Source organism: Cellulomonas sp. Marseille-Q8402 (genome assembly GCF_965119525.1).
Genome location: NZ_CBCPLX010000001.1, coordinates 2,379,961 through 2,393,050, shown reverse-complemented (window position 1 = coordinate 2,393,050; position 13,090 = coordinate 2,379,961). Strand labels below are relative to the sequence as shown.

Annotated in this window: 13 protein-coding genes; 4 read left to right on the top strand and 9 right to left on the bottom strand. The window is 75.8% G+C overall.

Features of this window, described 5'->3' with window-relative positions; all coding sequences use genetic code 11:
• Positions 1–163: antitoxin (locus ACWPWW_RS11120; RefSeq protein WP_454050442.1), on the bottom strand; the 163-nt coding region annotated here is incomplete at its 3' end.
• Positions 164–325: 162 nt separating this feature from the next.
• On the opposite strand from ACWPWW_RS11120, the gene ACWPWW_RS11115 reads away from it, so the two are divergent.
• Together ACWPWW_RS11115 and ACWPWW_RS11110 are read left to right on the top strand one after the other, a co-directional pair.
• The gene (locus ACWPWW_RS11115) at positions 326–1,033 is read left to right on the top strand and encodes an LmeA family phospholipid-binding protein (protein WP_454050360.1); all 708 of its coding nucleotides are present in this window, start codon (positions 326–328) and stop codon (positions 1,031–1,033) included.
• The gene (locus ACWPWW_RS11110; protein ID WP_454050359.1) at positions 1,030–1,770 is read left to right on the top strand and encodes a M50 family metallopeptidase; all 741 of its coding nucleotides are present in this window, start codon (positions 1,030–1,032) and stop codon (positions 1,768–1,770) included. Before ACWPWW_RS11115 ends, ACWPWW_RS11110 begins: the two co-directional genes overlap by 4 nt.
• Before the next feature lie 2 nt (positions 1,771–1,772).
• Here the strand turns inward: ACWPWW_RS11110 and ACWPWW_RS11105 are convergent, their stop codons facing one another.
• Positions 1,773–2,540: an HNH endonuclease family protein gene (locus tag ACWPWW_RS11105; RefSeq protein WP_454050358.1), complete on the bottom strand. Its 768-nt coding sequence runs from the start codon at positions 2,538–2,540 to the stop codon at positions 1,773–1,775.
• 105 nt (positions 2,541–2,645) lie between these two features.
• On the opposite strand from ACWPWW_RS11105, the gene ACWPWW_RS11100 reads away from it, so the two are divergent.
• Positions 2,646–3,065, top strand: coding sequence for a DUF2809 domain-containing protein (locus tag ACWPWW_RS11100; protein WP_454050357.1), 420 nt, complete (start codon positions 2,646–2,648; stop codon positions 3,063–3,065).
• Between the two features lie 109 nt (positions 3,066–3,174).
• Here ACWPWW_RS11100 and ACWPWW_RS11095 read toward each other — a convergent pair whose 3' ends face one another.
• A complete protein-coding gene (locus ACWPWW_RS11095) occupies positions 3,175–3,843 on the bottom strand; it encodes an excalibur calcium-binding domain-containing protein (protein ID WP_454050356.1) in 669 nt (222 codons plus the stop codon).
• Between the two features lie 113 nt (positions 3,844–3,956).
• On the opposite strand from ACWPWW_RS11095, the gene ACWPWW_RS11090 reads away from it, so the two are divergent.
• Positions 3,957–4,859 carry a ribonuclease Z gene (locus ACWPWW_RS11090; protein WP_454050355.1) on the top strand — a complete coding sequence of 301 codons (903 nt, stop codon included), beginning with the start codon at positions 3,957–3,959 and terminating at the stop codon, positions 4,857–4,859.
• Here ACWPWW_RS11090 and ACWPWW_RS11085 read toward each other — a convergent pair.
• From ACWPWW_RS11085 to ACWPWW_RS11060, 6 genes are all read right to left on the bottom strand, one after another.
• Positions 4,852–5,925, bottom strand: coding sequence for a phosphotransferase enzyme family protein (locus ACWPWW_RS11085; RefSeq protein ID WP_454050354.1), 1,074 nt, complete (start codon positions 5,923–5,925; stop codon positions 4,852–4,854). The two genes, ACWPWW_RS11090 and ACWPWW_RS11085, sit on opposite strands and share 8 nt — an antisense overlap.
• Before the next feature lie 173 nt (positions 5,926–6,098).
• Positions 6,099–7,061: an acetylxylan esterase gene (locus ACWPWW_RS11080; protein ID WP_454050353.1), complete on the bottom strand. Its 963-nt coding sequence runs from the start codon at positions 7,059–7,061 to the stop codon at positions 6,099–6,101.
• A 14-nt stretch (positions 7,062–7,075) separates the two neighbouring features.
• Positions 7,076–8,668, bottom strand: coding sequence for a family 43 glycosylhydrolase (locus ACWPWW_RS11075; RefSeq protein ID WP_454050352.1), 1,593 nt, complete (start codon positions 8,666–8,668; stop codon positions 7,076–7,078).
• Positions 8,665–11,037 (bottom strand): beta-xylosidase/alpha-l-arabinosidase, encoded by a 2,373-nt coding sequence (locus tag ACWPWW_RS11070; RefSeq protein ID WP_454050441.1) that lies wholly within the window; start codon positions 11,035–11,037, stop codon positions 8,665–8,667. The genes ACWPWW_RS11075 and ACWPWW_RS11070 overlap by 4 nt, the downstream gene beginning before the upstream one ends.
• A gap of 142 nt (positions 11,038–11,179) precedes the next feature.
• Positions 11,180–12,067, bottom strand: a complete 888-nt coding sequence (locus ACWPWW_RS11065) for a carbohydrate ABC transporter permease (RefSeq protein ID WP_454050351.1) — start codon at positions 12,065–12,067, stop codon at positions 11,180–11,182.
• A complete protein-coding gene (locus ACWPWW_RS11060; protein ID WP_454050350.1) occupies positions 12,067–13,086 on the bottom strand; it encodes a carbohydrate ABC transporter permease in 1,020 nt (339 codons plus the stop codon). Before ACWPWW_RS11060 ends, ACWPWW_RS11065 begins: the two co-directional genes overlap by 1 nt.
• Positions 13,087–13,090 lie beyond the last annotated feature (4 nt).

Here is a 13,090-nt window from a genome sequence, read left to right as displayed (position 1 = left end):
GGAAGTCCCGCGCCTTGTCCGTCGCCTGGTCGATCCTGCGGTCGGTCGACTCCGACGTGCGGCCCTTGACCGCGCCCGCGGCCTTGTCGATCGCGCCGGCGATCGTGTCCTCGTGGCCCGCGACGGCCCGCTTGGCCTTGTCGACGAAGTCTCCGATGCCCATGTGCTGACGCTCCTGTCGCTCGGTGGCTCCCTGCGCGTTCGAGTCAACGTCGGCCGACCGCCCCCCGCAACCGGGACGTGCAGGCCGTGCGCCGGTGTGAAGGTCTCGCGCCCGGCGCGCGAACCGACCCGGGGAGCCCGCGCCGCCTCGTACCCTCGGGGCGTGACCCGCACCCGCTCCCCCCGCCGCCGCGCCGGCTGCCTCGTCGGACTGTCCGTGGCGGTCGTGCTGCTGGTCGGCGGGACGCTGCTCGCCGACCGCGCCGGGCACGCCTTCGCGGAGGACGTCGCCGCCGACGCGGTCCGCTCGAGGCTCTCGGCCGCCGACCTCGACGTCGCCATCGAGGGGTTCCCGTTCCTCACCCAGCTGGCTCGCGGCACCCTGGACGACGTCCGCCTGGTCGCCCCGTCCGCCACGCTGCAGGGCCTGGACGTCACGGACCTCGACGTCACCGCGACCGGCGTCGCCGTCCGCGAGCCCCGCGGGGCGGAGCACGTGGTCGCGACGGCGACGGTCCCGACCGCGGCCCTGCAGGAGCTGCTCCAGGAGCGCACCGGCTGGGACCTCACCCTGACCGTCGAGGGGGAGCACCTCGTGGCGGGGGGCTCCGTCGCCGGCGTGCCCGTCGCGGTGGCGCTCACGGTCGCGCCGGCCGGGGCCGACGGGCTGACCGCCACGGTGGTCAGCGCGTCGCTCGCGGGCCTCACCGTCGACGCCGGGCTGCTGCCCGACAGCCTCGCGTCCCGGCTGACGGAGGTCGACGTCACCGACCAGCTCCCGGCCGGGGCCGACGTCACCGGTGCGACGGTGCAGGCCGACGGGCTGCACCTGACGGTCGAGCTGTCCGACGTCACCCTCGACTCCCTGTGAGCGGGTTCCTCGACACGCTGCGCGGCCTGCCCGGGGAGATCTGGGACCGCGCCACGACCGTGCAGCCGGTTCCGGGCCAGGTCGTCGTGCTGGCCACGCTCGCCGCCGCGCTGCTGTGCTGCGCGGTCCCGGTGCTCTGGCACCTGTCGCGGCACGCGCTGACCATCGTGCACGAGGGCGCGCACGGCCTGGTCGCCGTGCTCTCCGGGCGCCGGCTGTCCGGGATCCGGGTGCACTCCGACACGTCCGGCCTCACGGTCTCGGTCGGCAAGCCCCGCGGGCCGGGGATGGTCGCGACGGCGTTCGCCGGTTATGTCGGGCCGTCGGTGCTCGGGCTGGGTGCGGCGTGGCTGCTCGGGCGCGGGTACGCCGTCGGGCTGCTGTGGGCGCTCGTGCTCGCCCTGGCGCTGCTGCTGGTGCAGATCCGCAACTGGTACGGGCTGTGGGCGGTGCTGGTGACCGGGGTGGTGCTGGTCGGCGTGACGTGGTGGGGCAGCCCGGAGGTGCAGGTCGCGGCGGCGTACGCGGTGACCTGGTACCTGCTGCTCGGTGCGCCGCGGGCGGTGCTGGAGATGCAGTCCCAGCGGCGCCGGGCGCGTGGGCGCGGGACGTCGGACGCCGACGTGCTCGGCCGGCTCACGCCGCTGCCGGGCGGGTTCTGGGTGTGCGCGTTCCTGGTGGTCTGCGGCGGGGCGCTGGTGCTCGGCGGGTCGTGGATCCTGCAGCGGCCGCTCTGAGCTCAGCCCCCGACCACGCAGCCGTCCAGCTGCCGGTCCAGCGCGTCCCGCTCCGCCTGCGTCACCCACAGCCCGTACGCGGCCTTCACCCGGACCTGCCGGACCGCGTAGGCGCAGCGGTACCCGGTGCTCGGCGGCAGCCAGGTGGCGGCGTCGCCGTCGCCCTTCGCGTTGTTGGCCGGCCCGTCGACCGCCAGCAGGTTGGCCGGGTCGTTCGCGAACTGCCGCCGCGTCTCCGCGTCCCACTGCTGCGCCCCCTTCTGCCAGGCGTCGGACAGGGCGACCACGTGGTCGATCTGCACGCGGGCGCTGTCGGGCCCGCGCACGAAGTCGATCGTGGCGTCGGTGTACGGGTCCTCGAGCGTGCCGGTGAGGACGACGCAGTCGTGCGTGCCGTCCTCGAACGTGAGGTCCGTGAGGTCGCGCGCGAGGACGTCGTTGCGGGTGTCGCAGCCGTTGCGGTCGACGTCCGCCCAGGCGGGCCCGAACTCGTCCCGGTCGTACCCGGTCCTCGGCGCCCGGCCCTTCACCGCGAGGCCGTCGAGCTCGGTGCGCGCGCGGTCCAGGTCGGGAGCGGTCACCGGGAACCGGGCCGACTCGCGGGCCTCCGACCACACCGGCAGCCCGGCGCCGAGCGCGACCGCGACGACGAGCACGAGCCAGACCCAGCCGAGCCGCCCCCGGCGGGTGCGTGCCGTCCGTGCCGTCCGTCCGGTGCGTGCGGTGCTGGTGGTGCGTGCGGTCGGGCGGGGACGGGTGGTGCGGCTCACGGGGGAACGGTCGCACACGGGACCGACACAGCACCCGCCCGCGACCCGGCCGGGCGCGCCGCCCCCGCACGGCGGCGCGCCCCTACCGTCGTCGCAAGAGGTGGCATGACCCGATCAGGCCCTGACCGGCGCCGACGCCCGTGGCGCACGGCCCTGCCGGCCGGCGCGCTCGTGGTGCTGGCGGGGCTCGCGACGGCCCGGTACGGCACCGGTCCGCTCGCCGACGCCCTCGGCGACGCGCTGTACGCGGTGCTGGTGCTGCTCCTCGTCGCCCTCGCGCTGCCGCGCCTCGCGCGCCCGGCGCAGACCGGCACGGCGCTCGCGGTCTGCTGGGTCGTCGAGATCGCCCAGGTCACCGGCGGGCCCGCGGCGGCCGCAGCGGCGTGGCCGCCGCTGCGGTACCTGCTCGGCACGACGTTCGTCGCCACCGACCTGCTCTGGTACGCGGTCGGGGTCCTGCTGGCGTCGTGCGTCATGGTGGTCGCCTCCCGGTGGTCCGGCGCCCGTCGCGCCGTGCCCCGGTGACGATGCCGGTCGCGCGGCTCCGCCCGCGGCGACGGACCGCTGCGTCTGGGGACGCAGCACCTCGGTCGCGGCTGTGGACGACGGGGGACCCCCTCGTGGAGCGAGGCGTCTACTCGCAGCCCACACCGTCGCCGTCGCGGTCGAGCGCCGACCGGTACCCGGGGTCGCCGCTGCGGACCGGGGCAGCACCGGCCGCCCGGGCCGCGTCGCAGTTCGCGTAGTAGGCCGTGCCGCCGCCGGCCGCGGCGGCGGACGACCCGGCAGAGGCCGTGCCCCCGCCGGCCGCGGTGGCGGACCGGCTCACCGACGCCGCCGCCTCGCGTGCGGCGACATCGGTTTCCCGGGCGGCCACGGCGGCGGCGGCACCGTCGACCTCTGCGCCGCGCTGGTCCAGCTGGGCCTGCAGGGCGGCGAGCTCGTCGGCACGCGCGGTCTGCTCGGCGGCGGTGCTCGCCACGGTGTCCTCCGCGGCGGCCACGGCGGCCTCGCGGTCGTCCAGCGCGGCCTCGCGGTCGTCGAGCTCGGCGGCGCGGGTCGTGAGGTCGTCGTCGACCGCCGTGAGCCGGTCCCGCTCGGCCGCCACGGCCGCGCGCTCGTCGGAGGAGGACGCGTTCGCGCCCCCGGTGCCGACGCCGATCCCGACCAGCAGACCCACGACGAGTCCCCCGGCCGCGAGCAGGGCGCCGCGCCGGCTCGGGCGTGCCGGCGCTGCCGGTGCCGGAGCCGTCGGTGCGGGCGCGTCCGGCCACCAGGCCGGCGGGTCGAAGCGGCGTGCCATCGCGGTCCCCCTGACCGGGCGCACCTGCGCGCCCGTCCTCGTCGTCACCCTCGTCATCGGCAGCGCGGGCCCGTGCCTGAGCCGTGGGCCGGCCCGCGCTGCACACTGGGCGCGTGGTCCGCCAGCTCGTCGTCCTCGGGACGGCCTCCCAGGTCCCGACCCGCACGCGCAACCACAACGGCTACGTGCTGCGCTGGGACGACCAGACCCTGCTGCTCGACCCGGGCGAGGGCACGCAGCGCCAGATGCTCCTGGCCGGGGTCGCGTCCCCGTCGATCACCCGCATCTGCCTCACCCACGTGCACGGCGACCACTGCCTCGGCCTCCCCGGGGTGCTGTCCCGGATGGTGCTCGACGGCGTGCAGCACCCGGTGCACCTGCACTACCCGGCGGAGGGCGAGGCGGTCGTGCGGGCGCTGGTGGGGCTGGCGACGCCGGGCCTGGACCTGCGCCTGCACCCGCACGACGCGGCGGGGGAGGTCGCCGAGGGGCTGACCGTCGAGCCGCTGCGGCACCGGGTCGCGACGTTCGGCTACCGCCTGACCGAGCCCGACGGCCGCACGCTGCTGCCGGACCGGCTGGCGGCGGCGGGGATCAGCGGGCCCGCGGTGGGCGAGCTGCAGCGGACGGGGCGGCACGGCAGCGTGCGCCTGGAGGACGTGAGCGTCCCGCGGCGCGGGCAGCGGGCGGCGGTCGTGATGGACACGGCGCCCTGCCCCGGCGCGGAGGCGCTCGCCGACGACGTGGACCTGCTGCTGGCGGAGTGCACGTTCGCGGACGAGGAGGCGGCGCTGGCGGACGCCTACCGGCACCTGACCGCGGGGCAGGCGGGCGCGCTCGCGGCGACGGCCGGGGCGCGGACGCTCGTCCTCACCCACTTCTCCGGCCGGTACGACGACCTGGAGCCGCTCGCCGTCCAGGCCCGTGCCACCGCCGGAGCGGCGCGCGTGCACCTGGCCCGCGACCTCGACCGCGTCGACCTGCCGCGGCGGCGGGCGGCCGGCCGGGCTAGCTGAGCAGCCAGGTCGGCGACCGCAGGTACCGCTCGGCGACCAGCACGGTGCCGGCCGGCTGCTCGGCCCGGAGCGCCCCGGACGGACCGCCGCGCGGGTCGGTGACCGTGCGGCCCAGCAGCTGCAGGCGGCGCAGCATGGACAGCGCGCAGGCGGTGCGGGCGTCGTGGCTGGTGAGCGGCCGGACCTCCTGGTAGCCGGCGACCCACGCCTGCGCGCGCGCCGGGGCGTCGGGCAGGTGCTCCACGTACGACACGTGCGCCGCGAGGTCGAGCACGAACCAGGAGAAGCCGGAGTCGTCGAAGTCGATGACCGTCAGGTCGTCCCCGTCGAGCAGGAGGTTGCCCGGGCGCAGGTCGGCGTGCACCAGGCCCCAGGTGTCGGGGGCGCGGGACGCGTCGTGCAGGACGTCGAGCGCGGCGGAGCGGGCCCGGCCGAGCAGCGCGAGCTCCGCGTCCGGCAGGCACGCGGCCTCCCAGGGGCCCCAGCGGCTGTCGGGCCCGACGAGGTCGGCGGGCTCCCACGTGGGGCGCACGAAGTCCCGGGGGCGGTGGAACCCCAGGGCGTGCTCGTGCAGCAGGGCGGCGGTCGTGCCGACGCGGCGGTGCCAGCCCGCGGGGTCCGGCGCGGCCGGCAGCACGTCCTCCAGCGAGACGCCGGGGACGTAGCGCCAGGTGAGGCCGACCCACCGGCGGTCCTCGTCGTCGTCGGCGAGCATCGCGACGTCCTCGCCGTCGACCGGGGCGACCGTCGTCGGGACGCGGACCGTGCCCGAGGTCCCGAGCGAGGCCATCCACGCGACCTCCGACTCCACCGCCGCGGTGTCCTCCATGTACCCGGGCGGTGCGACCCGGGTCACGGCCACGGGCGCCCCGTCGACGGAGACCCGGAACGTCGCGTTGTGCGACAGCGCCATCAGGTCGACGGCGGTGCGCTGCGGCTCCCAGCCCCAGGCGGCGCAGACGGCGGCGTGCAGCCAGCGGGGTGCGGGGTCGCCGGCGTGCAGCCGCCCGAACGGCGGGTCCGGATCAGCCAGCCCGGTGCTCCCGAGCGTGTCGTCGGTCGTCATCGCCACCTGCCCCCCGGGGTGCCTCGCGTCGTCGCCGGACCCGTCGGGCCCGAGCCGAGTGTCCGGGGCGCGCCGGTGGGCCCACAAGGACGCGGGGCCGGAGTTCACACAGGTGTGATGCGGGACGGGCGGCGGTGACGCTGCCGAAACACGCCCGTCCCCGGAGCGCCGCGCTACGCCGCGAGCTGCCGGGCGACGAAGGCCAGCGCCTCCGCGTGCTCGTCGGGCCCGCCGGACTCGTGCCCGTTCCAGCGCCAGGTGCGCAGCTCCTTCGGCCCGCCCCACGCGTGGTGGGCGGCGACGACGGTGGAGGGCGGGACGACCGTGTCCATGAGCGCGACCGTGAACCGGGCCGGCGCCGTGCCGCGCCGGGCGAACGCGACGCCGTCCACGTAGGAGAGCGTGCGGAGCACCTGCTCCTCCCGGTCCCGGTGCACGGCGAGGTAGGCGGTGACCTCCGCGAACGGGTGGCTGTCGGTGATCCGGACGGCACGCGGGACGTCGCACAGGAACGGCACGTCGGCGACGACCGCGGACACGTCGGCGAGCGCGCCGGCTGCGAGGGCGAGCGCGCCGCCCTGGCTGCCGCCGACGACCGCCACGCGCGCGGGGTCGACGCCCGGAAGCGCCCGGCCCGCGTCGACGGCCAGGACCGCGTCGGTGATCAGGCGCCGGTAGTAGGCGGTCTCCGGGCTCTCGATGCCGCGGGTCATGACGCCCGGCTGCTGCGGGCCGGTGCCCCACGGGTCGGGGGTGTGCCCGACGCTCCACCCGGCGCCCTGCCCGCGGGTGTCCATCAGCAGGTGCGCGAACCCGGCCGAGGCCCAGCCCAGGTTGTCGAGCACGTGGCCGCGACCGCCGCCGTAGCCGACGTACTGCACCACCAGCGGCAGGTCCTCGCGGGCACCGGCGGGCCGGCGGTACCACGCCCGGACCGGGTCGCCGCCGTACCCGGTGAACGTGACGTCGGCGGTCTCGACCGTGCGCAGCGGCGTCTCGACCGGGCGCACCTCGACCGGGGCGGCGGCGTCGCGCGACGCCGCGAGCGTGTCGCGCCAGAACGCGTCGAAGTCCGGTGGCTCGACGAGGGCGCTGCGGTAGGACCAGAGCTCCGGCTCGGGCAGGTCGACGTGCACGCTTCTCTCCGCGGTCAGGGGCGGGTGCCGGGGGTGGTGAGGGGAAGGTACTCGAGCTCCGCGATCCGCACGCGCGAGGTGGTGGGCCGGCCGTGGCTGGTGCCGTGCACGCCGAGCCAGAGGCCGAGGAACCCGCCGGTCGCGACGGAGTCGAGCGTGCGCAGGTCGGCGTGCCCGACGCCGACGGGCCGCTCACCGGCCGCGCCGGCCAGCAGCTCCACGTCCACCCCGCGCACCCGGGCCGTGAGCACCAGCGGCCGGCCGGGGTCGCCGGGCAGGACCTGCTCGCCGAGCACGGCGTCCGTCCCGGCCCGCCGGTGCACGACCCGCGCGCGCCAGCCGGTGGTGTCCGCGGTGTCCGACGCGGGGGTGATGGCGAGGCGGACGTGGTCGTCCTCCGACTGGCGCAGCAGCAGCCCGCACTCCTCGCCGGGCGCGAGCTGCGGGCGCAGCGTGGCGTGCACCTCGGCGTCGCGGTGCTGCAGGCGGACGCCGAGGAACGCCAGGGCCTCCGGCTCGGTCGGCGGCACGGGCCGCAGGGGCAGGTCCCAGGCGTCGCCGTCGACGGTCGCCACCTCGGTCGGCAGCGCCCGGACGGCGCCCCAGCGCGGGTCGCCGGGCGGGACGACGCCCGACGTGCGGCCCTGGACCACCCCGGGACGCCACGGGCCGGGGGAGGGCACCTCGACCTCGGCCGGGACGCGCCCCTCGCCCGGGGCGAAGACGGGCCAGCCGTCCTCCCACGTCACCGGTACCAGGAACGTCTCCCGCCCCAGCGGGTAGTGGTAGCCGCCGTAGGGGCGCATGCCGAGCACGACCGCCCACCAGCTGCCGTCGACCGCCTGGACGAGGTCCGCGTGCCCGACCCCGACCACGTCATTGCCGCGCCCGAGGTGCCGGTGGGTGAGCACCGGGTTGCCCCGGCTGCCGACGTACGGACCGGTGACCCGGTCGGCACGCGCCACGCTCACGGCGTGGTGGAACTCGGTCCCGCCCTCGGCGGCGACCAGGTAGTAGCTGTCGTCCACCCGGTACAGGTGGGGGCCCTCGGCCCAGACCACGTCGTGCAGCGCGCCGGTCCACACGACGTGCTCCGGGCCGACGAGCGTCGTGGTCGCCAGGTCGAGCTCTCGCACCCAGATCTCCGTCTGGTCGTGCCACTGCGGCTCGCGGGCCAGCCGGGTGCCGTGCACCCAGACCCGACCGTCGTCGTCGAAGAAGATCGACGGGTCGATGCCGTCGGCGTCGAGCCAGACCGGGTCGGACCACGGCCCCGCCGCGTCGGTGGCCGTCATGAGGAAGTTCCCGCCGCGGGACGGGTCGTCCCGGTCCACGAGGGTGCACACCACCCAGAAGGTGCCGTCGTGGTGCCGGATGGTCGGCGCGTAGAGACCGCCGGACGACCCGATGCCCGCGTAGTCCAGCTGACCCGGGCGGTCGACCACGTGGCCCACCTGCTCCCACGACACCAGGTCGCGGCTGCGCAGGACGGGCAGGCCGGGCAGGTACTCGAACGTGGACGTGACCAGGTAGTAGTCCTCGCCCACCCGGCAGATCGACGGGTCGGGGTAGCAGCCGGGCAGCACGGGGTTCGGCACCCGCGTCACGGAGCGGTGACCTTCACCTCGACCAGCCGGGCCTCGTCCCCGGTGAGCACGTGGGTGTCACCGGTGACCGCGAGCACCGCGCGCGGCGTCGCGCTGCCGGGGACCGGGTGCCGCTCGGACGCGCGGTGGTTGCTGATCGCGCCGCCGGTCGTGCCGCTGAGCTCCGAGCCCGCGCGCGGGGTGCCGGCGTGGGAGGCCACCCAGACCTCGACGTCACCCGGCTCGACGACCCGCACCAGGCGCCGGTCCGAGAACGCGAGCCGGGTCGTCGGGACGCTGAACGTGACCCGGCGCCGCTCGCCCGGCTCGAGCTCGACCCGCGCGTAGCCCAGCAGCTGGACCACGGGACGCGTCACCGTGGCGACCACGTCGTGCGCGTAGAGCTGCACGACCTCGGCGCCCGGCAGGTCGCCCGTGTTCTCGACCGTGACGGCGGCGGTGAAGGTGCCGCCGGCGGCCACCGCGTCGTCGACGACCAGGTCGTCGTACGCGAACGTCGTGTAGGACAGCCCGAACCCGAAGGGACGCACGGGGGTCGAGTCGGCGGACGTGACGTCCGACGACCCGCCGAGCGGCGGGGGCAGGTAGCCGTACGGCTGCGCCCCCGCGGAGCGCGGCAGGGACACCGGCAGCCGGCCCGACGGCTGCACGGCCCCGGTCAGCAGGCCGGCGATCGCGTCGCCGCCCCGCTCACCGGGGAAGAAGGCCTGCAGGACGGCGGCAGGCCGCGGCCCCTCGCCGTCGAGCGCCCAGCCGAGCGCGTAGGGCCGGCCCGTCAGCAGCACCAGGACGACGGGCGTCCCGGTGGTCAGCAGCTCGGCGACCAGCTGCCGCTGCACCCCGGGCAGCTCCAGGGACTCCGCGTCGTTGCCCTCGCCCACGGTCCCGCGGCCGAACAGGCCGGCGTCGTCGCCGACCACGACGACCGCCACGTCGGCGCCCGCGACCGCGTCCAGCGCGGCGGCGAACCCGGAGGTGTCGTCGCCCTCGACGGCGCACCCGGGCGCGTGCACGACCTCGGGTGCGGGGGTGCCGGGGGCGGCCGCCTGCGCGAGGGCCGGGCCGAGCGCGTCGAGCACGCTCCGGATCTCGAAGCCCGTCGGGACGCCGGGGTGGTGCGCGAGCACGTGGTTGACGAAGGAGTAGCAGCCCATCAGCGCCTCGGGGCGGTCGGCGTTCGGCCCGACCACCGCGACCCGCGCCGGCAGCCCGGAGCCGCCCGCGCCCAGCGGCAGGAGCCCGTCGTTGGCCAGCAGCACGACCGACTCCTCGGCGAGCCGCAGCGCGAGCGCACGGTGCCGGGGCGGGTCGAGGTCCACGGTGGTCGGCGGCTCGTCCTCGTACGCGCCGGGGTCGAGCAGGCCGAGCTCCTCCTTCTGCGCGAGCGCGCGCAGCACCGACCGGTCCACCCAGCCCTCGTCGAGCAGCCCGGACCGGACCCGCTCGGCCAGCGGCTCGAGGTAGGCGTCGCCGGTGGGCAGCTCGACGTCGATGCCGGCGGTGAGGGCCAGGGCGGCCGCCTCGCCGCGGTCGGCGGCCACCTGCTGCATGACCTCGAGGAACGCCACCGCGAAGTAGTCCGCGACCACCACGCCGTCGAAGCCCCACTGCTCCCGGAGCACGTCGGTCAGGTACGTGGGGTCGGCGGCGAGCGGGACGCCGTCGATCTCGGTGTAGGCGTTCATCACCGACCGCGCGCCGCCGTCGCGGACCGCCATCTCGAACGGCGGCAGGAAGACGTCCGCGACCTCGCGGGGCCCGGCGGAGACGGGTGCGTGGTTGCGCCCGGCGCGCGACGCCGAGTACCCGACGAAGTGCTTGAGGGTGGCGTGCACCCCGGCCTCCTGCATGCCGCGCACGTACGCGGTGCCGACGGTGCCGACCAGGTACGGGTCCTCGCCGATGCACTCGTCGACCCGGCCCCAGCGCGGGTCCCGGACCACGTCGAGCACGGGGGCCAGGCCCTGGTGGACGCCCAGCTCGCGCATCGAGTCGCCGACGGCGCGGCCGACCTCGTGCACCAGGTCGGGGTCGAACGCCGCGCCCCAGGCCAGCGGCGTCGGGAACGTGGCGGCCTGCCACGCGGCGAGCCCGGTGAGGCACTCCTCGTGCACCAGCGCCGGGATCCCCAGCCGCGTCTCCCGCTTCAGGCGGCGCTGCTCGGCCCACAGCCAGGCGGCGCGCTCGGCCGGCTCCACCGGGCGGGTGCCGTAGACGCGGGTGTAGTGCCCGAGACCGTGGCGGGTGACCTCGGGCAGCAGCCCGGCGTCCTTCTGCCCCGCGGCCATCTCGGACTGCATCGGGGCCACGGTCCCGTTCTGGTCCAGCCAGTAGCCCACGAGCTGGGCGAGCTTCTCCTCCAGCGTCATCCGCGCGTGCAGGGCGCGGACCCGCTCGGAGACGGTGGGCAGGGCGGGGATCTCGGACACGCGGTCCTTCTCCTTCGATCGGGTGCGGGGCGTCCGCGTCGGGGACGCCCCGCGGGGAGGGCTGTGCGGAGGCGGTCGGGCGTCAGCCCTTCACGGCTCCCGTGAGGCCGCCGACGATCCGCCGCTCGAAGAGCGAGAAGAACACCAGCGCCGGGATCATCGACAGCGACGTGAACGCGAGCACGCGGGCGGTGTCCACGGAGTACTGCGAGGCGAACGACTGCACGCCGAGCGGCAGCGTGTACGCGGACTCGTCGTTCAGCACGAACAGCGGGAGCATGTAGCTGTTCCAGCTGGCGACGAAGGCGAGGATGCCCACGGTCACCACGCCGGGCACCGACAGCGGCACGACCATCCGGAAGAAGAACCCGAGCCGGCTCGCCCCGTCGATCGAGGCGGCCTCCTCGAGCTCCCGGGGGATGGCCCGCAGGAACGGCACCAGGATGATGATCGTGGTCGGCAGCGCGAAGGCGATCTGCGGCAGGATGATGCCGCCGAGGGTGTTCATCAGCCCCAGGTTGCGGATCATGATGTACAGCGGCGTGATCGCGACCGTCATCGGGAACATCAGGCCGGCGGCGAACAGCGAGTACATCGCGGTGCGGCCCCGGAACCGGTACCGGGCGAGGACGAAGCTCGCCATCACGCCCAGGACCACGACCCCGACGGTGGTCGCGACGCCGCAGATCACCGAGTTGCCGAACTGCCGCCAGAACAGCGAGCTGGTGAGCACGTCGCCGTAGTTCCCGAACTCCCACGTGGTCGGGAAGCCGGAGGGGTCCTGCGTGATCTGGGAGTTGGTGCGCAGGCCGCCGAGCACGATGTACGCGACGGGGCCGATGCACACGCCGACCAGCAGCCACGCCAGCACGTAGACCAGCGGGTTCACCCGGCCCAGGCGGGACGAGCGGCGGGGGCGGCGGGCGGTCGGGCTGGGCAGCGGGGTTGCCTGCACGGCGGTGGCGGCCATCACTTCGTCCTCTCGGTGAGCGCGCCCTCGGTGTCCCGCCGCAGCACGAACCGCTGGTAGGTCAGCGCGATGACCAGCGAGATGAGGAACAGGAGCACGGCGACGGCGTTGCCGAAGCCGTAGTTCCCGGCGTTGCGGCCGTTCACGACCATGTAGGTCGCCATGGTGGAGGTGCCCGCCGTGGCGGCGACGTACTGCCCCCAGATGATGTAGACGAGGTCGAACAGCTGCAGCGAGCCGATGATCGACAGGAACGCCCAGATCCGCAGGGTGGGCCCGAGCAGCGGCAGCGTGATGCTCCGCTGGGCCTGCCAGTAGGAGGCGCCGTCGATGGCGGCGGCCTCGTGCAGCTCCTCGGGGATGGACTGCAGGCCCGCGAGGAACAGGATCACCGCGAAGCCGATGTACTTCCACGTGATGATCAGCATGAGGGACCAGATCGCGACGTCCGGGTCGGACAGCCAGTCGACCGCCCACCCCTCCAGCCCGATCTTGCCGAGCAGGTCGTTCACCGCCCCGGTCGTCTGGAGCATGAGGCTCCAGCCCGTGCCGACGATGACCTCGGAGATCACGTAGGGCACGAAGATCAGGACGCGGATGACGGAGCGGCCGCGCATCCGGCGGTTCAGCAGCAGCGCGAGGACCACCGCCGCCGGGCCCTGCAGGAGCAGGGACAGGATCACGATCACCGCGTTGTGCCGCAGCGCGTCGTGGAACGTCGGGTCCTTCAGGATCGTGACGTAGTTCTCCAGGCCGACGAAGTCGGTGGGGGGGCCGAAGCCCTTCCACTTGAAGAACCCGTAGTAGGCCGCCATGACGACGGGGAAGATGACGAAGGCCAGGAAGATCAGGATGGCCGGGCCGGACAGGAGGGTGATCTCCAGGCGCTGCCGCCAGTCCCCTCCGCGTCGCCGCGGCCGGCGGGCCGGGGCCGGTGCCGTGGTGGCACCGTCCCCGGCCGCGGAGCGAACCGCGGGCGACGTCATGACCAGCGGGCCCTCGCCCTGCGTGTCGCTCATGGTG

Excerpts from the sequence above, each read along its gene's own strand:
- ACWPWW_RS11100 (WP_454050357.1), top strand. The coding sequence starts at position 2,646 with ATGACCCGATCAGGCCCTGACCGGCGCCGACGCCCGTGGCGCACGGCC.
- ACWPWW_RS11095 (WP_454050356.1), bottom strand. The coding sequence starts at position 3,843 with ATGGCACGCCGCTTCGACCCGCCGGCCTGGTGGCCGGACGCGCCCGCA.
- ACWPWW_RS11085 (WP_454050354.1), bottom strand. The coding sequence starts at position 5,925 with ATGACGACCGACGACACGCTCGGGAGCACCGGGCTGGCTGATCCGGAC.
- ACWPWW_RS11070 (WP_454050441.1), bottom strand. The coding sequence starts at position 11,037 with ATGACGCTGGAGGAGAAGCTCGCCCAGCTCGTGGGCTACTGGCTGGAC.
- ACWPWW_RS11065 (WP_454050351.1), bottom strand. The coding sequence starts at position 12,067 with ATGGCCGCCACCGCCGTGCAGGCAACCCCGCTGCCCAGCCCGACCGCC.
- ACWPWW_RS11060 (WP_454050350.1), bottom strand. The coding sequence starts at position 13,086 with ATGAGCGACACGCAGGGCGAGGGCCCGCTGGTCATGACGTCGCCCGCG.